The sequence below is a fragment of the Dellaglioa sp. L3N genome (assembly GCF_054941095.1).
This window is the reverse complement of sequence record NZ_CM142928.1, coordinates 942,556-960,025: the sequence shown is the minus strand read 5'-3', so window position 1 is coordinate 960,025 and position 17,470 is coordinate 942,556. Positions and strand designations below refer to the sequence as shown.

General features: G+C 33.6%; 18 protein-coding genes and 1 other annotated feature. Of the genes, 16 read left to right on the top strand and 2 right to left on the bottom strand.

The annotated features are described in order from the left end of the window. Positions 1-62: 62 nt before the first annotated feature. Entirely contained in the window at positions 63-686 is a 624-nt protein-coding gene (locus ACVPPR_RS04850) for an HAD-IA family hydrolase (RefSeq protein ID WP_462303774.1), read from the top strand. Positions 687-710: 24 nt separating this feature from the next. Here the strand turns inward: ACVPPR_RS04850 and ACVPPR_RS04845 are convergent, their stop codons facing one another. Next, on the bottom strand, positions 711-1,568 hold the full coding sequence (locus tag ACVPPR_RS04845; RefSeq protein ID WP_462296850.1) for an N-acetylmuramoyl-L-alanine amidase: 858 nt from the start codon (positions 1,566-1,568) through the stop codon (positions 711-713). Positions 1,569-1,716: 148 nt separating this feature from the next. Next, positions 1,717-1,905: a binding site (T-box leader), on the top strand. Positions 1,906-1,963: 58 nt separating this feature from the next. Between ACVPPR_RS04845 and hisS the strand changes: the two genes are divergently transcribed. The 7 genes from hisS (at position 1,964) to ACVPPR_RS04810 (ending at position 9,722) form a co-directional block, all read left to right on the top strand. Further along, complete coding sequence (hisS, locus tag ACVPPR_RS04840; RefSeq protein ID WP_462296849.1) at positions 1,964-3,277, top strand: histidine--tRNA ligase; 1,314 nt, start codon at positions 1,964-1,966, stop codon at positions 3,275-3,277. Further along, positions 3,274-5,043: an aspartate--tRNA ligase gene (gene aspS, locus ACVPPR_RS04835; protein WP_462303773.1), complete on the top strand. Its 1,770-nt coding sequence runs from the start codon at positions 3,274-3,276 to the stop codon at positions 5,041-5,043. Before hisS ends, aspS begins: the two co-directional genes overlap by 4 nt. A 106-nt stretch (positions 5,044-5,149) precedes the next feature. Beyond that, the gene (gene msrA / locus ACVPPR_RS04830) at positions 5,150-5,674 is read left to right on the top strand and encodes a peptide-methionine (S)-S-oxide reductase MsrA (RefSeq protein ID WP_462296864.1); all 525 of its coding nucleotides are present in this window, start codon (positions 5,150-5,152) and stop codon (positions 5,672-5,674) included. A 148-nt stretch (positions 5,675-5,822) separates the two neighbouring features. Further along, on the top strand, positions 5,823-6,698 hold the full coding sequence (locus tag ACVPPR_RS04825; RefSeq protein ID WP_462296847.1) for a YitT family protein: 876 nt from the start codon (positions 5,823-5,825) through the stop codon (positions 6,696-6,698). A 26-nt stretch (positions 6,699-6,724) separates the two neighbouring features. After that, positions 6,725-7,891, top strand: coding sequence for a CDP-glycerol glycerophosphotransferase family protein (locus tag ACVPPR_RS04820; RefSeq protein ID WP_462303772.1), 1,167 nt, complete (start codon positions 6,725-6,727; stop codon positions 7,889-7,891). Between the two features lie 22 nt (positions 7,892-7,913). Beyond that, positions 7,914-8,723 (top strand): ABC transporter permease, encoded by an 810-nt coding sequence (locus tag ACVPPR_RS04815; RefSeq protein ID WP_462296845.1) that lies wholly within the window; start codon positions 7,914-7,916, stop codon positions 8,721-8,723. A gap of 108 nt (positions 8,724-8,831) precedes the next feature. Beyond that, positions 8,832-9,722: a deoxyribonuclease IV gene (locus tag ACVPPR_RS04810; protein ID WP_462304803.1), complete on the top strand. Its 891-nt coding sequence runs from the start codon at positions 8,832-8,834 to the stop codon at positions 9,720-9,722. Positions 9,723-9,758: 36 nt separating this feature from the next. Here ACVPPR_RS04810 and ACVPPR_RS04805 read toward each other — a convergent pair whose 3' ends face one another. Then, on the bottom strand, positions 9,759-10,484 hold the full coding sequence (locus ACVPPR_RS04805) for a kinase/pyrophosphorylase (protein ID WP_462303771.1): 726 nt from the start codon (positions 10,482-10,484) through the stop codon (positions 9,759-9,761). Positions 10,485-10,694: 210 nt separating this feature from the next. On the opposite strand from ACVPPR_RS04805, the gene rpsU reads away from it, so the two are divergent. From rpsU to glyS, 8 genes are all read left to right on the top strand, one after another. Beyond that, positions 10,695-10,883, top strand: a complete 189-nt coding sequence (gene rpsU / locus ACVPPR_RS04800; RefSeq protein ID WP_057973588.1) for a 30S ribosomal protein S21 — start codon at positions 10,695-10,697, stop codon at positions 10,881-10,883. Positions 10,884-10,900: 17 nt separating this feature from the next. Further along, positions 10,901-11,344 carry a GatB/YqeY domain-containing protein gene (locus ACVPPR_RS04795; RefSeq protein WP_462303770.1) on the top strand — a complete coding sequence of 148 codons (444 nt, stop codon included), beginning with the start codon at positions 10,901-10,903 and terminating at the stop codon, positions 11,342-11,344. Between the two features lie 159 nt (positions 11,345-11,503). Continuing rightward, entirely contained in the window at positions 11,504-11,989 is a 486-nt protein-coding gene (gene ybeY, locus ACVPPR_RS04790; RefSeq protein ID WP_462296842.1) for an rRNA maturation RNase YbeY, read from the top strand. After that, positions 11,967-12,371, top strand: a complete 405-nt coding sequence (locus tag ACVPPR_RS04785) for a diacylglycerol kinase family protein (protein ID WP_462303769.1) — start codon at positions 11,967-11,969, stop codon at positions 12,369-12,371. Before ybeY ends, ACVPPR_RS04785 begins: the two co-directional genes overlap by 23 nt. A gap of 43 nt (positions 12,372-12,414) precedes the next feature. Further along, positions 12,415-13,320 carry a GTPase Era gene (era, locus tag ACVPPR_RS04780; protein ID WP_462296840.1) on the top strand — a complete coding sequence of 302 codons (906 nt, stop codon included), beginning with the start codon at positions 12,415-12,417 and terminating at the stop codon, positions 13,318-13,320. A gap of 73 nt (positions 13,321-13,393) precedes the next feature. Then, the gene (recO, locus tag ACVPPR_RS04775; RefSeq protein ID WP_462304802.1) at positions 13,394-14,176 is read left to right on the top strand and encodes a DNA repair protein RecO; all 783 of its coding nucleotides are present in this window, start codon (positions 13,394-13,396) and stop codon (positions 14,174-14,176) included. Between the two features lie 269 nt (positions 14,177-14,445). Continuing rightward, on the top strand, positions 14,446-15,363 hold the full coding sequence (gene glyQ, locus ACVPPR_RS04770) for a glycine--tRNA ligase subunit alpha (RefSeq protein ID WP_462296839.1): 918 nt from the start codon (positions 14,446-14,448) through the stop codon (positions 15,361-15,363). A 1-nt stretch (position 15,364) separates the two neighbouring features. Beyond that, the gene (glyS, locus tag ACVPPR_RS04765; protein ID WP_462303768.1) at positions 15,365-17,440 is read left to right on the top strand and encodes a glycine--tRNA ligase subunit beta; all 2,076 of its coding nucleotides are present in this window, start codon (positions 15,365-15,367) and stop codon (positions 17,438-17,440) included. Positions 17,441-17,470 lie beyond the last annotated feature (30 nt).

The window sequence follows — 17,470 nt, the reverse complement described above, 5'->3', positions numbered from 1 at the left end:
AAGATGTATTAGAGGTTATTCTAATGCATCTTTTTGATATAACAAAATTTGGAGGATTATAGATGATAAACAATTATTTTTGGGATTTTGATGGCACTCTTTTTGATACTTATCCAGGAATGGTCAGGGCTTTTCAAGGAGCGCTTCACTGGCAACATGTGGAAGCCACTAAATCAGATATTTATCAACTTATGCGAGAAAAATCTGTTCGACAAGCCATTCAATTTTATCACGATACTCATACTAATCTAGATATCATACAATTGAAAAAGACGTATGACGATTTGGAAAGACAAGAGCAAACAAATGCAAAACTATTTCCGGGAGCTAAAGAAGTTTGTGAATGGGTTATTCGTAATAATGGTCATAATTTTTTGCTCACTCATCGTGACCAGAGTGCGATTGAGATGCTTAGAGAAAATCAAATTTTAAATTTATTTTCAGATTTTGTGACTTCAAATCAAAAATTTCCAAGAAAACCTAATCCAGCATCACTTAATTACCTTGTAGCGAAAAATGACATTAATCTTCAAACGGCGGCAATGATTGGTGACCGTGAGTTAGATATAGCAGCCGGTCATCGGGCAGGTATGAAAGGTTATTTGTTTGATTTTGACCAAATGATTTCAACAATCGAGAAACCAGATAAACGTATTTTAAACTTGACTGATTTAATTGAAAAATAAGACGACAACTAAAAAGTTATCGTCTTATTTATTTTTGAAATAATTATTTAAGCCTTGCACGATTGATTGAGCAGTTTTTTTCTGAAATTGATTACTTTGAATTAATTTGAAATCATATTTTGTATTAATATAACCTAATTCTAACAAAACAGATGGTTGTGTATTGTCTCTTAAAACAAGAAAATCTCCGAATTCTGACCCACGGTTATAGAGACCAGTATTGTCTAATTCGTCGTTCAATGCTTCTGCAAGTGGTAAATCGGTTGTTTGATTATAGTAGTAACTGGTTAGGCCACTTGCCTCATTGTCATTAGGAGATGAATCAAAATGGAAACTAATAAAGGCATCTGCGTGATTTGTTTCAGCAAGTTTTGCTCGGGGTGTTAAGCCGACGTATGAATCAGAGTCTCGGGTCAAAATGACGTTAGCTCCTTTTTTCTTAAGGAGAGCAGCTACTTTTTTTGCAATTTGGAGTGTATATACTTTTTCTTGTTTATTTTTAATTGAAAGGGCACCTGAATCATTGCCACCATGTCCGGGGTCTAAGACGATTGTTGCTTCAGATAATTTAGTTACCTGGGCATTTTTCTTAGAGAGAAGCCAATTGGCAACCCAACCTTTTTTATTATTTGGTAATGCGATGTAGGCCCAATTATTTTTTTTTCGAATAATTGAAATGCGGTCACCTTTTTTTAAGGTATTCGTAACTTTATAGGAAGTACTTGGACCAGTACGTACATTAATGTTGTTTGATTCAACAACCGTTTGATTTAAGTAAGTGATTGTTTTTATTATGCCTAAGCCTAAGGTACAAAAAATGATGATGAATAAAATAATTCTTGGCCAGTTTGCGTTTACGCCGTGTTTTCTTCTTGTTGCCATCATGTACTCCTTTGCTTACAAAATTGAGTCAAGATGTATTATACCAAATATTTGACTAATAGTAAGAATCAATTTTAAAAAAATATTGAAAGATAAGCTGTACTTGACTTTAGGGTTGTATTCGGGTAACTTTAAAGTTAATAAAATATTAAAGCCGATGAAAAAGAAATTAAGCTGGTTAAAATGGACAGAGAGTGAATGATTTGCTGAAATATTCACCATTTTAATTAGCTGAAAGACACTTTTGAGGTGCGTATGTTGAAAACATATGTCGTTTAAAGTTGCGTTAAGCTATTAGTAAAAAATTAAGGTGGTACCGTGCAAAAGCACCCTTGTCGAGTTGTTTAGATGAGGGTGCTTTTTGTATGCGATGACCCCAAATAGGAGGATTTATAATGAAATTTCAACGTCCCAAAGGAACAGCGGATATTATTCCAGCTGAATCAAAAAAATGGCAATATGTAGAAGAAACGGCTAGAAAAGTCTTTTCAAGTTACCAATATGATGAAATTAGAACACCCCTTTTTGAGCACTTTGAGGTTTTTTCAAGAACTTCAGGTGATACGTCCGATATTGTAACAAAAGAAATGTACGATTTTAAAGATAAAGGAGATCGTCATATTACGTTGCGTCCAGAGGGGACAGCAGGGGTTGTTAGAGCGTATGTTGAAAACAAACTTTATGGTCCGGAAATACAAAAACCATTCAAAACTTACTATATTGGACCGATGTTCCGTTATGAAAGACCACAATCTGGTCGTTTACGTCAATTTCACCAAATTGGTGTTGAGGCTTTTGGTGTCGATAATCCAACACTTGATGTTGAAGTTATGGCAATGGCAATTGATTTATTATCAAAATTTGGGTTAACAAATCTTAAATTAGCCATTAATACCTTGGGTGATAACGATAGTCGTGATAATTATCGTGATGCATTGGTTGCTTATTTACGTCCCTTTACAGATCAATTAAGTGATGATTCAAAAGCACGTTTAGAAAAAAATCCCTTACGTGTTTTAGATAGTAAAGATAAAGGGGATCAAGAAATTGTTAAAGAGGCACCTTCAATTCTTGATTATTTAAGTGAAGAATCACAGAAACATTTTAATCAGGTTAAAACGTTACTCGATGCTTTGAAAATTCCATATGAAGTTGATTCAACCATGGTTCGTGGACTCGATTACTACAATCATACTATTTTTGAAATTATGTCTGACTCTAAAGCCTTTGGTGGTAAATTTACAACTATCTGTGCTGGTGGTCGTTATAATGGTCTTGTTGAGCAATTAGGTGGACCTGAAACACCAGGAATTGGTTTTGGATTAGGTATTGAAAGGTTATTATTGTTACTTGAAGCCGAGGATGCAAAATTACCTGTTGAACAAGATTTAGATGTCTATGTTGTTGGTATTGGTGACGAAACAAATACTGAAACGTTAAAACTTGTTCAATCAATGCGTAAAGCTGGTTATTCAATTGAACGAGACTACTTAAATCGTAAGCCAAAAGGCCAATTTAAATCGGCTAATCGGATGAATGCTCATTTTGTTATGACTTTGGGTGAAAGTGAACTAGAAACACAAACTTTAAATTTTAAAAATATGAAAACGAGTCAAGAAGTTACAGTAAAATTAAGTGATGTCTATACTGATTTTTCAAAAGTGTATGAAGAAGCATTAAAATTAGAAATGGAGGCTGATGGAGAATGAAAAGAACAACATATAATGGCCTAGTTGATGAAACATTTATTGGTCAAACAGTTACATTAAAAGGTTGGGTACAAAAACGACGTGATTTAGGTAATTTAATTTTTATTGATTTACGTGATCGTGAAGGTATTGTCCAATTAGTCTTTAGTCAAGAATTTGATTCAGAAGCTTTAAAAATTGCTGAAGAACTACGTAATGAATTTGTAATTGAAATTGAAGGCCAAGTTACTGCACGAACAGATAAAGCCATTAACCCAAGAATGAAAACGGGTAAAGTTGAAATTGAAGTTCATCATGCAGTTATTTTGAATAAAGCAAAAACACCTCCATTTGAAATACAAGATGATATTAATGTCGCAGATGATACAAGATTAAAATACCGTTACTTAGATTTACGTCGTCCTGAAATGCAAAAATCATTGATGATTCGTAGCCGGATTACACAATCTGTGCATAGCTATTTAGATGATCAAAAATTTATCGATATTGAAACACCTTATTTAACCAAATCAACACCTGAAGGAGCTCGTGATTATCTTGTACCTTCACGTGTTTATCCTGGACATTTTTACGCCTTACCACAATCACCACAGTTATTTAAACAATTATTAATGAATGCCGGATTCGATCGATATTACCAAATTGCGCGTTGTTTTAGGGATGAAGATTTACGTGGTGACCGTCAACCAGAATTCACGCAAATCGATTTGGAAACATCATTTATGTCTGCTGAAGAAATTCAAGATTTAACTGAAGGGTTATTAAAACGAGTAATGAAAGATACGTTGGATATTGATCTTGAATTACCATTGCAACGTATGACTTGGAATGAATCAATGGCAAGATATGGTTCTGAAAAACCAGATATTCGATTTGAAATGGAATTAAAAGATATGTCTACCGCAGTTAAAGATATTGATTTTAAAGTTTTCACGAGTACTTTAGAAAATGGTGGACTTGTTAATGCAATCGCAGTTCCTGGTGGTGCTGATAAGTATTCACGTAAAGCAATTGATGCTAAAACAGCTTATATTGAACGTTTTGGTGCTAAAGGTTTAGCTTGGGTTAAAGTGATTGAAGAAGGATTTAGTGGTCCAGTTGCTAGATTTTTAAATGATCATGCAGATATTATTAAAGAAGCTGCTGGGGCAAATGTTGGTGATTTAATTTTATTTGTTGCTGATAAAGCAAGTGTCGTTCGTGCATCGTTAGGTTACTTACGTAACGAAATTGCTAAAGAAATGGATATGATTGACAGTAATCGTTTTGCTTTTCTCTGGGTTGTTGATTGGCCATTATTTGAATATAGTGAAGACTTTGACAAATACATCGCCGCACATCATCCTTTTACAATGCCAAATGAAGAAGATGTCCATTTACTTGATGAAAATCCGCATGAAGCACATGCGCAAAGTTATGATATTATTTTAAATGGTTACGAACTAGGTGGTGGCTCAATTCGTATCCATAAACGTGATATTCAAGAAAAAATGTTTAAAGCATTAGGGTTTACTAAAGAAAGTGCTGAAGAACAATTTGGTTTCTTCTTAGATGCACTTGATTATGGATTTCCACCTCATGGTGGCTTAGCAATCGGATTAGATAGATTCGCTATGTTATTAGCTAAAAAAGACAATATCCGTGAAGTTATTGCATTCCCTAAAAATTCTAAAGCATCAGAACCATTAACAAATGCGCCTAGTTTAGTCGCAAATAAACAATTAGATGAGTTATCATTAAAAATTAATAATAATGATTTGAAATAAAAGGTTTAAAGATTAATGATTAAAGTCATTAATCTTTTTTTTAGGCAAAAAAATATCAATTTTAAGTTGTTTGGGCTATGCTTAGCACAATAAAAAGGAGAGGATAATAATGAGTGAAAAGGCAATTTTTTCCGGTGGCTGTTTTTGGTGTATGGTTCAGCCATTTGAAGAACAAGCGGGAATTTTAAATGTTGTGTCCGGATATACCGGAGGGCATACTAAAAATCCAACATATGAGGACGTTGTTTCTGAAACAACGGGACATACAGAAGCTGTTGAGATAACATTTGATCCTAAAATTATTGATTATGCTCAATTAGTTGCTATTTATTGGCGCCAAACGGATCCAACTGATGCGATGGGTCAATTTCAAGATAGGGGTGAGTCCTATCGCCCAGTTATCTATACTTTGGGTAGTGAGCAGAAGAAAATTGCAGAAATATCAAGGCAAGCATTGATAGACAGTCATCTTTTTAAAGAACCAATTGTCACAAAGATTGAAGATGCGGGTCCATTTTATGTTGCAGAAGAGTATCATCAAGAATTTTATAAAAAGAATCCAAGAAGATTTGCTATGGAAGAAAACGGTGGACGTCAACAATTTAAACAAGCAATATGGCAAGATAAATAAATGATAAGGGTCTTTTCAAATGAATTTTGAAAAGACCCTTATTCTATATATTAAGATTTGATTGGTAATTGAATGTCTGACGGTATCTGGACGTAATGAATGGTATAATACTCATAAATTGTCAAAATGAATGTGAGGTTTTTTGATCATGGATGATCTGCAACAAATTTGGAAAAGGCATTCATATGCAGCTAAGGCGTCAACGGCATTTATTTATGCGATATTAGTTTCCATTGCGATGAATTTTTTTTGGACGCCTGGTAAAATATATGCTTCTGGTATTACAGGGTTAGCACAGCTAATAGCAACATTACTTAGTCGATATGCCCCTTTTCAAATATCGACAGCGTTATTACTGTTTTTATTAAATATGCCAATGTTCGTTTTGGCTTGGAATAAAATTGGGCATCGTTTTACTGTATTTACTTTTTTAGCGGTTGTTTTTTCAAGTATTATGATTAAGTCAATCAGTTCAGTAACTTTAACGACTGATCCTATTATTTGTGCCATATTTGGGGGAGCTGTTAATGGATTTGGGACTGGATTAGCGCTTAGAAATGGTATTTCAACAGGTGGCTTAGATATTATTGGATTGACAATTAAAAAGAAAACAGGTAAAAGTATTGGAACGATAAATATTATTTTTAACGCTTTTATTGTTTTAGCTGCTGGCTTTGTTTACGGTTGGCCATTTGCTTTTTATTCAGCTTTGGGGCTGTTTGTGAACGCTAGGGTTATGGATATGGTTTATACAAGACAACAAAAAATGCAGGTTATGATTGTGACAAGTCGTCCTAAAAGTGTCATTGATTCTATTCAAAATCATATGCGCCGTGGTATCACGATTGTTAATGATGTTGAGGGTGCCTACCATCATGATGATAAGACACTTTTAATTACTGTTATTTCAAGATATGAACAAAATGAATTACATGATGCAATGGAAGAATCAGATCCAGTTGCATTTGTAAGTATTTCAGAAAATGTTCAAATTTGGGGTCGCTTTTATGAGCAATCGTTATAAATTAAAAATTAAAGGATTAATGAGTTATGCAAATTAAAAAAACAATCTACTTACTTCTTATTCGAATTATCTCACTCATTAATTTCTCTAAAAAAAGCGCTAATGTTGCTTATTTAATGAGTTTTGGAGGGAATAATCATTTTATTCAACAATTAAATCAAAGGTGTCTAGATAATAATCAGCACTTAATTGTTTATTATCAGCCAGCTATGGCGTCGGAAGTTAAAAATAGTCAAAGATTGGGGATTGAAACAAAGTTATTTGTTGAAAATCTTTCTTTTATTTTTAAATTGATGCCTTTAATTGCTAAAAGTGAGTTAATTTTTGTTGATAATTATTTTGCTTTTTTAGCAAAAATGTATACTAAAAAAACAACTAAAATTATCCAACTTTGGCATGCAAATGGTGCAATTAAGTCATTTGGGTGGGATGAACCCAAGACAGCTAGGCGCTCATCTACAGATAAAAAACGGTTTCAAGCGGTTTACAATAAATTTGATAATTTTATTGTAGCATCGGCTAAAATGGGTTCAGTCTTTATTAAAAGTTATGATATTGCTCCTGATAAAGTCTTAGAACTTGGTTATCCTGCTTCAGATAAATTTCAAGATAGTCAGTGGCAAGACAAAACCATGAAAAAAATTTTTGCTCGTTATCCAGATTTAGTTAATAAAAAGATTATTTTATATGCACCAACGTATCGAGAGGATACAAATGGTAATGTTATATTAGAAATACCCGATGATTTTTCTAATATTCAAGATTTATTGAATGATGATACTAAGCTAATCATCAAGCTACACCCACACTTGAAAGACAAAGAAATAGAGCTGAAAGAGCGCTTATCTAAAGACATTATCTGGGCAGATGAGTATTCAACTGGTGAATTATTGGCTATTACAAACTGTTTAATAACTGACTATTCATCTGTTGTTTTTGATTTTAGTTTGTTACCTAACGCTGAACAAGTGTTATTTTATTGTTTTGATTATCAGATATATGCAGATAGTATTGGGATTCAATCAGACTTTTATGACTGGGCACCAGGGATAATTGTGCAAACGATGGATGAACTAGTCAGGACTTATAAAAAAGGCCAAAATAGTGATAGACAATTAGCGACATTTAATTTATTATGGAATACAGCTAACGATGGCTATGCGACGAAGCGTGTTTTAGATTACTACATTTAATTAATTAAGGAGCGTTAACACAGTGAAAAAAGTTATTTCAATTATAAGAGAACAATTTGAAAATTTACCAATTATTTTCCGAGTTTCAAAATATGAAGATCGAGCAACCTATCAAAGTCATTATTTGGGAATTGCTTGGGAGTTTTTAAACCCAATGATTCAAATTGGTATTTACTATCTTGTTTTCGGTGTGGCATTACATGCTGGACAACAAATTGATGGGGTTAATTACTTTGCTTGGATGATGATTGGTATTTCACCATGGTTATTTATGAATGCAAGTGTGCTTGGGATGTCTCGTAGTGTTTACGAGAAGGTCGGGTTAGTTGCTAAAATGAAGTTTCCAGTTAGTGTGCTACCAACAATTCGAATGATTAGTCAAATGACCGCATATTGGGTTATGTTTGGATTTAGTCTGATTGTTTTACTAATATCAGGTGTTACACCAACGTTGTATTGGTTACAGTATATTTATTACTTTATCTGTATGATTGCCTTTTTATTTGCTTTCGGGATTTTCAATTCAACTATTTCTATTTTAGCTCGTGACTACTATATTGCACTTCAATCAATTATGAGAGTGTTATTTTACATGTCAGGTATTTTGTTCAATTTAAATTCTGGGAGTTTTCCCAAGATTTTTGTTAGAATTCTAGAAATCAATCCGTTTAATTATTTGGTTGCAGGATTTAGACAAAGTTTCTTGAGTGAAGGCTGGTTCTTTAATAACCCCACTCAAATGTTACTGTTTTGGGTCATTACATTGATGTTCCTCTTAGTAGGATCGCATTTACATTATAAATTTAGAGCGCATTTCGTTGATTTAATTTAAAAACAAAAGATTTAGAAAACTTTCCGTAAGGTGGGTTTTCTAAATCTTTTTTTATAATCAATGGTATACTTATCAGTAACTTTAAAAGACGAAAAGGGGTAATGAATGATGTTGATAGGATCACATGTTGGGATGAAGGGGAAAGATATGTTGCTAGGGTCTGCTGAAGAGGCTGCAAGCAATGGGGCAAGTACGTTTATGATTTATACGGGAGCACCTCAAAATACAAGACGAAAAGATATTTCTGAGATGAATATCCCCAAAGGTCAGGCCTTTATGGCAGAACATGGGTTAAGTGATATTGTTGTTCATGCCCCTTATATTATTAATTTAGGCAATACTATTAAACCTGAGAATTTTTCTTTTGCAATTGATTTTTTAAAAGCTGAAATTGATCGTGCAGAAGCACTTGGCGCTACGCAAATGACGCTTCATCCTGGTGCACATGTTGGTGCCGGGGATGATGCAGCCATTAAGCATATTGCCGAAGGATTAAATGAAGTATTGACGCCTAACCAAAAGATTCAAATAGCTATTGAAACAATGGCGGGTAAGGGAACAGAAGTTGGACGAACATTTGAACAAATTGCACAAATTATTGATGGTGTGAAACTGAATGATAAATTATCTGTTACATTTGATACTTGTCATACAAGCGATGCGGGTTATGCGATTAAAACTGATTTTGAATCTGTAATTCAAGAGTTCGATGATGTTATTGGGATTGATCGTTTAAAAGTTTTTCACATTAATGATTCAAAAAATGTTCAAGGTAGTCATAAAGATAGACATGCCAACATTGGTTTTGGCGAAATTGGATTTGAAGCTTTAAATAGCATTGTACATGATGACCGATTTAATGATGTCCCCAAAATTTTAGAGACTCCATACGTTGGATTAGATAAAAAAACGCAAAAATCACCTTATCAAAAAGAAATAGCAATGTTTAAAGAAAAGACGTTTAATCCCAATTTATTAACTGAACTTGGTTTAAATTAACAAAAAAACTCCGAAAAATTTATTTCGGAGTTTTTATTAATTACTTAAACTTTCAGTTATTAACGTAGCTGTTTCTTCAATAGATCTATCAGCAACATCAATAACGAGACATTTAATTCTTTTGTAGAGATCAGTGATAAGTTCGGTTTCGGTATTTAAAGTAGCAGATGTATTTTTCAGTCCAATAATTTTCTGAGAATCAATTTTAAAAAGTTCTTTAGGAATCTGAGTATCTACGGTTAATGGGAAGTTAGCAACTTTATAATTTTGCATAGCTAAAAATAGTGATAAGGCCGTTTTTGACGTTTTTGGAGCACCCAAAATAATGATATCTGCTTTGGATAGTCCAGTTACATCAGCTGTTTGATCATATCTAACAGCAAATTCAATAGCTTCTATTTTATCGAAATAGCTTTGGTTTAAGTTATGATTACCACCAGGAATTCGAATAGGATCAAAACCAGATTTTTTTTGAATAACAGCAATTGAGTTTGAAATACCGTCAATGGCTGAAAGGTTGTGTTCAAGACTGAATTGAGTTACATAATCGCTTAAATCTGGGTCAACAAAGGTGTGAACAATAACTGCGTCATCACGCTGAGCAGATTTTAAAAGACCACTTAACAGTGACAGTGTACGAGTAAATGGGTGTCTTTGAAACTCAAAATCAATATCTGGAAACTGTGCCGTAAACGCATTAGCTAGTGTTAAGCCTGTATTACCAATTGAATCCGAAATAATATAAAGAATAATTTTTTGCATGGTTAATCCCCCTAGATGTGCCATTAATTTGTATGATTGAATTATACAAATTAATGATACAAAATACAATTGATAACGTTATCTTAAATATTTTATAAAAGATTTATTGACGGCGATTGAGACTTTAGTTATAATGAATAAGGACAGTTTGACGATGCAACTTAATGCATAAAAAGACGGTTACATTCAAGCTCGGAGGGAGGGATATCTATGTCAAAGACAGTCGTACGTAAAAACGAATCTCTCGATGATGCTCTTCGTCGCTTTAAACGTTCCGTTTCTAAAACAGGTACATTACAAGAATACCGTAAACGCGAATTCTATGAAAAGCCAAGTGTGAAACGTAAGAAGAAATCCGAAGCAGCAAGAAAGCGTAAAACAACTAAGAAACGCTTCTAGTCTAGGGAGGAATCACGTTGAGTCTATTAGAAACACTTAATAACGATTTAAAACAAGCGATGAAAGCAAAAGACAAACAAACTTTAAGCACTGTAAGAATGCTTAAAGCAGCTGTTACAAACGAAGAAATTAAAGTGGGTCATGAATTGTCAACTGACGATGAAACTGTTTTATTAGCTCGTGAGTTAAAACAACGTAAAGAATCTTATGCAGAATTCAAAAGTGCTGGTCGAGATGATCTTTTAGAAAGTCTTGATATGGAAATTACAATTGTCGAAAAATATTTACCTGAGCAATTATCAGCTGACGAAATTACTAATATTGTGAAAGAAGTTATTTCACAAGTTGGTGCAACTTCAAAGGCCGATTTTGGTAAAGTCATGGGTGCGGTTATTCCTAAACTTAAGGGACGTGCTGATGGCAAGGTTATTAGTGAGACAGTTAAATCATTATTAAACTAGCAAAAAGAACTACAATTCTATTGAATTGTAGTTCTTTTTTTGTTTTAAATGAATCAAAATATAAAGAAATACAGATTTACTTTAGTTAGTTTCAGAAATATGCTATTATTTGAGTTAGGTAACTTTAGGACATATAAAACGAATTTAAAGAGGGCTATTATGGATTTAGAAATTTTTGACCACACTGAAGCAGAACCAGAAAAAAATATTACATTAATTAAAGAAATTCTTGATTTTGCGGGTAAAAAAATAGACTTACCTGATGATACTGAAATGTCAGTGACCTTAATGAATAATGAAGAAATTCATAAAATTAACCGAGATTATCGGAATGTTGATAGACCAACTGATGTTATCAGTTTTGCAATTGAAGAAGATGGTGATGATATGCCAATTATTTTTCCTGATGATGAAGATATGGATATGCCAGAAATAGCAAAGAATATTGGTGATATCATGATTTCAACTGAAAAAGTGGCTGAACAAGCAATTGATTATGGTCATTCTTATGAACGTGAACTTGGTTTTTTAACAGTGCATGGTTTCTTACATCTAAATGGTTATGATCACATGGAACCTGAAGATGAAAAAGAAATGTTTGGCTTACAAACTGAAATATTAGATGCTTATGGCCTTAAACGATAAGCGCCAGGTTAAAAAAAATCGAACATTTTTGTCATCATTAGGACATTCATTAGATGGCCTTGTTACGGTTTTTAAAGAAGAACGAAATATGAAAAAGCATGTGGCAATGATGATTTTAGTCTCGATTTGCGCAGCGATTTTTCAAATTTCTGAAACAGAGTGGTTGTGGTTGGCTTTAAGTATTAGTATGGTCATTATTAATGAAGTCTGGAACACCGTTATTGAAAATCTAGTTGATTTGACAACTGGAAATAAATATAATGAAATTGCAAAAAAAGTGAAAGATATGTCAGCAGCAGCTGTCTTACTTTCTGCGCTATTTGCGATGATTGTTGGATGTCTCATTTTTATCCCACAACTGTTGGCATTGGTGTTTGGTTAGTCAATTATAAGAGAAGATACTTAAATAAGAGGAGAATTAATTAATGCAAAATAAAAAATTTCATTCAGGATTTGTTGCCATTTTAGGACGTCCTAATGTTGGTAAATCAACATTTTTAAATAATGTTATGGGTCAAAAAATTGCAATTATGAGTGATAAGGCACAAACAACTAGAAACAAAATTCAAGGTATCTATACAACTGATGATGCACAAATTGTCTTTATTGATACACCTGGTGTTCATAAACCAAAAAGTCGTTTAGGCGATTTTATGGTTAAATCGGCACTTTCAACACTTGGAGAAGTTGATGCAATCTTATTTATGGTTAATGCAACAGAAAAACGTGGTCCTGGAGATAATTTTATCATTGATCGCTTAAAGGATACTAAAAAACCAATTTACTTGGTTATTAATAAAATTGATCAAATTCATCCCGATGAAATATTAGCTATTGTGGAGACTTATCGTGAATCATTAGATTATAAAGAAGTTTTCCCAATTTCAGCGCTTAAAGGAAATAATGTTAATGAGCTAGTTGATTCATTAATGAGTGAACTACCTGAAGGTCCCCAATTTTATCCTGAAGATCAAATTACAGATCATCCAGAACGATTTGTTATGGGTGAATTAATTCGTGAAAAAGTTTTACAATTAACAAGAGAAGAAGTCCCTCATTCAGTTGCTGTATTAGTTGAAGACATAAAAAAAGAAGACGAAGAAAAATTGCATATTTCTGCAACAATCATCGTTGAACGTTCAACTCAAAAAGGGATTATCATTGGTAAAGGTGGTAAAATGCTAAAGGATATCGGAGTTAAAGCTAGAAAAGATATCGAAACAATGCTTGGAGATCGCGTTTATTTGGAACTTTGGGTTAAAGTTCAAAAAAATTGGCGTGATAAACAAACCGATTTGAAAGCATTCGGTTATCGTGAAGACGACTATTAAAAGTAATATAATGATCGGAACAAAGTTAATATTTGTTCCGATTTTTATTTAGTTATGGAAGGGGGAATGTGGTATCGTTCAGAATAATGCAGATTTTGAAGGAATTTTACTTTATCGTAAAGAATATAAGGAACGTGATTTATTGGTTAAATTCTTAACTGATCGATATGGTAAAAAAATGTTTTTTATCAAAGGTGCAAGAAAACGTGGTTTTAAATTGGCGTCTGCTTTATTGCCGTTTACAATTGGGACCTATAGCGGTAATTTAAATGATAATGGGCTTTCATTTATCAATGCGGCTAAAGAATTTGAACAATTTCAAACTATCTCACAAGATATTGTCAGCAATGCCTATGCAACTTATATCTTTAGTTTGATCGATGCTGCATTTAAAGATAACGACCCCATTCCAGTTTGGTTTCAAAAGGTCGCAACGGCCATTCGATTGATTGATGAAGAGTTTGATGCAGAAATTATAACAAATATTATTGAAATCCAGTTATTAACGGTTTTTGGGGTGCAACCACAGCTGCAAGGATGTACTGTTGGTGGTGAAACTCAAGGGGAATTTGACTATTCAGAATCTTACGGTGGGTTACTTTGTTCTAAACATTGGTACCTTGATAATAATCGATTACATGCCACTCAAAAAACAATTTATTATTTAAGACAATTTTCTGTTGTGAATCTCGATAAATTAAATTCAATTAAGGTTGCTGAGCCTACAAAAAAAGAATTACGGCGAATTATTGATGTTATTTATGATAATAGTGTTGGATTAAATTTAAAAAGTAAAAAATTTATTGATGGGATGGACTCATGGCCTGTTTCATTAAAGAAAAAGACTGAAATATAATTGACAAATAATGATTTCTAAACTATGATTATAGAGAAATAAATAGCGGGATTATGATGAAAAAAGGTAAGAATAATTATTAAAGCGAACTTAGGATTGGTGTGAGCTAAGTGATTAATTATTGTTATTGGCGTTTTCGGAGTCCTTTGTTAATGAAGCTGCTGGTTACTTTAACCAGAAGTAGGGTGGAACCGCGATATTAAAATCGTCCCTATGTGGTCTATAAGACTGCATAGGTTTTTTTGTGTCTAAAACTAAGGAGGAATATCATGTCAAAAAAGTTAGCTGTTCAAGATATTATTATGACATTACAAAAATTTTGGGCTGATCAGGGTTGTATGCTCATGGAAGCATACGATACGGAAAAAGGGGCAGGAACTATGAGTCCTTATACATTCTTGCGCGCAATTGGACCAGAACCATGGAATGCTGCCTACGTTGAACCTTCAAGACGTCCTGCAGATGGTCGTTATGGTGAAAATCCTAACCGATTATATCAACATCATCAATTTCAAGTTGTGATGAAACCTTCTCCTGCAAATATTCAAGACTTATATTTAGATAGTTTGCGTGCCTTAGGTATTGATCCTGCTGAACATGATATCCGCTTTGTTGAAGATAACTGGGAAAATCCATCAATGGGCTGTGCTGGTGTTGGTTGGGAAGTTTGGCTTGATGGTATGGAAGTGACCCAATTTACTTACTTCCAACAAGTTGGTGGACTAGAAGTTCATCCAGTGACTAGTGAAGTGACATATGGGTTAGAACGTCTTTCTTCATATATTCAAGATGTTGAGAGTGTCTATGATCTTGAATGGGCTGACGGTGTTATGTACGGTGATATTTTCAAGGAACCTGAGTACGAAAATTCTAAATATTCATTCGAAGAAAGTAATCAAGAAATGTTATTTAATTTATTTGATGTCTATGAAACTGAAGCTAAAAAGCAAATTACGAATGGCTTAGTCCATCCAGCCTATGATTATGTTTTAAAATGTAGTCACACCTTTAATTTATTGGATGCTCGTGGTGCCGTTTCAGTGACGGAACGTGCTGGCTATTTAGCAAGAATTAGAAATATGGCAAAATCAATTGCTAAGGTCTTTGTTCAAGAACGAAAGAAACTGGGTTATCCCTTATTAAAAGACGAAAAACTTCGTGCAAAGTTATTAAAGGAGGACAAATAAGATGACACATTCCTTTTTATTAGAAATTGGGTTAGAAGAGATACCTGCCCATGTTGTTACACCAAGTCAGAATCAATTAGCTAAACGTGTGAGTGATTTTTTGACGGAACAACGTTTATCGTTTGGTGAAGTGAAAGCTTTCTCAACGCCTAGACGACTCGCAATTGAAGTGACTGATTTAGCTGATAAACAAGAAGATATTCAAGAAGAAGCTAAAGGCCCTGCAAAGAAGATTGCATTAGATGATGAAGGTAATTGGTCAAATGCTGCTAAAGGATTTGTTCGTGGGCAAGGGGTTACAACCGATGAAATCACCTTCAAAGAATTAAAGGGTGTCGAATATGTTTATGTGAATAAATTTATTGCTGGGAAATTAGCTAAAGATATTTTAAGTCAAATTAAAAATGTAATCGAAGCAATGACTTTTCCAACTATGATGCACTGGGCAAATTATGATTTTAAATATGTCCGTCCAATTCGTTGGCTAGTTGCGTTACTTGATGATGAGGTTGTTCCATTTAGTATTTTAAATATTGAATCTGGTCGTCAAACGCAAGGACATCGATTCTTAGGTGAAGCCGTTGATCTTGCATCAGCAACTGAATATGTTGAAAAATTAGAAGAACAATATGTCATTGTTGACTCTAATAGACGAAAAGAAATGATTAGAACGCAAATTGCTGCGCTTGAAAATAATCAAGACTGGCATATCATTGTAGATGAAGATCTTTTGGAAGAAGTTAACAATTTAGTTGAATTTCCAACTGTATTTTCTGGTCATTTTGATGAGAAATACTTGGATATTCCGGATGTTGTTTTAATGACTTCAATGAAAGACCATCAAAGATTCTTTTATGTTCGCGGTCAAAATGATGAAATCTTACCCATGTTTGTCTCAGTTCGTAACGGGACAGAAGCTAATATTGCCAATGTAGAAGCAGGTAATGAAAAAGTTCTTACAGCACGCCTGGAAGATGCAGCATTTTTCTATCAAGAAGATCAGAAACAAACGATTAATGATTATGTGGAACGACTAAAAAGTGTCACTTTCCATGATAAAATCGGATCGATGTATGAAAAAATGGCACGTGTGCAATTAATGGCACAAATTATTGGTAAACGTGTTGGTTTAAATGATCATGAACTAGCGCTCTTACAACGAGCAAGTGAGATTTATAAATTTGATTTAGTTACAGGTATGGTTGGTGAATTTTCAGAACTTCAAGGAATTATGGGTGAGAAATATGCCTTATTGATGGGCGAAGAACCAGCTGTTGCGCAAGCAATTTCTGAACATTATATGCCAATTAGTGCTGATGGTGCCTTACCTAAATCAAAAATTGGGGCAGTTTTGGCTATCGCTGATAAATTAGATAGTATATCAAGTTTCTTCTCAGTGGGATTAATTCCAACCGGCTCAAACGATCCCTATGCACTGCGTCGTCAAGCATTCGGTGTTGTTAGAATTGTTGAAGCTCGTCAATGGCGTTTTTCACCACTTGAAGTATTAAATGATATTAAAGCATTAGCAACACTTCATCCAGAATTATTCACGAAGATGTCTGTCGGTGAAAATGATTCAGACGTTCTGAGCTTTATTAACGATCGGATGAAGCAATGGTTCTCAAATCAAAAAGTGAGCTACGATATTATTGAAAGTGTCGTTGAAAGCGCTGGTGCAGATTTATTAACAATGGCAGAAGCTGCAGTTGCTCTTGAAACTCATAAAAAAGATAGTGATTTTAAGGAAACCATTGAAGCTATTAACCGTGTGTTGAAGTTATCAGATAAAAATAATGCAACTGATTTAGCAATTGAGCAAACCTTATTTGACAATACTGCTGAAAAAGAACTGTTTGAACGTGTTGATACAATACAAAGTCGTTTGGCAGACTTAACACCCGAAGAATTATATAATACATTAAATGATATTCGACCATTAATTGAAAATTATTTTGATCAAACAATGGTTATGGTAGATGATGTAAAAGTCAAAAAGAACCGTTTGAATCAATTGAGTTTAATTGCTAAAATGAGTTCAAAATTAGGTGATTTGAATAAATTAAATATTAAATAATAGAGAGGTAGGAACTTATCTGAGAGGATA

Excerpts from the sequence above, each read along its gene's own strand:
- glyQ (WP_462296839.1), top strand. The coding sequence starts at position 14,446 with ATGTCAAAAAAGTTAGCTGTTCAAGATATTATTATGACATTACAAAAA.
- ACVPPR_RS04825 (WP_462296847.1), top strand. The coding sequence starts at position 5,823 with ATGGATGATCTGCAACAAATTTGGAAAAGGCATTCATATGCAGCTAAG.
- ACVPPR_RS04820 (WP_462303772.1), top strand. The coding sequence starts at position 6,725 with ATGCAAATTAAAAAAACAATCTACTTACTTCTTATTCGAATTATCTCA.
- ACVPPR_RS04850 (WP_462303774.1), top strand. The coding sequence starts at position 63 with ATGATAAACAATTATTTTTGGGATTTTGATGGCACTCTTTTTGATACT.
- hisS (WP_462296849.1), top strand. The coding sequence starts at position 1,964 with ATGAAATTTCAACGTCCCAAAGGAACAGCGGATATTATTCCAGCTGAA.
- era (WP_462296840.1), top strand. The coding sequence starts at position 12,415 with ATGCAAAATAAAAAATTTCATTCAGGATTTGTTGCCATTTTAGGACGT.
- ACVPPR_RS04810 (WP_462304803.1), top strand. The coding sequence starts at position 8,832 with ATGTTGATAGGATCACATGTTGGGATGAAGGGGAAAGATATGTTGCTA.
- ACVPPR_RS04805 (WP_462303771.1), bottom strand. The coding sequence starts at position 10,484 with ATGCAAAAAATTATTCTTTATATTATTTCGGATTCAATTGGTAATACA.
- aspS (WP_462303773.1), top strand. The coding sequence starts at position 3,274 with ATGAAAAGAACAACATATAATGGCCTAGTTGATGAAACATTTATTGGT.
- rpsU (WP_057973588.1), top strand. The coding sequence starts at position 10,695 with ATGTCAAAGACAGTCGTACGTAAAAACGAATCTCTCGATGATGCTCTT.
- ACVPPR_RS04845 (WP_462296850.1), bottom strand. The coding sequence starts at position 1,568 with ATGGCAACAAGAAGAAAACACGGCGTAAACGCAAACTGGCCAAGAATT.
- ACVPPR_RS04785 (WP_462303769.1), top strand. The coding sequence starts at position 11,967 with ATGCTTATGGCCTTAAACGATAAGCGCCAGGTTAAAAAAAATCGAACA.
- ybeY (WP_462296842.1), top strand. The coding sequence starts at position 11,504 with ATGGATTTAGAAATTTTTGACCACACTGAAGCAGAACCAGAAAAAAAT.
- glyS (WP_462303768.1), top strand. The coding sequence starts at position 15,365 with ATGACACATTCCTTTTTATTAGAAATTGGGTTAGAAGAGATACCTGCC.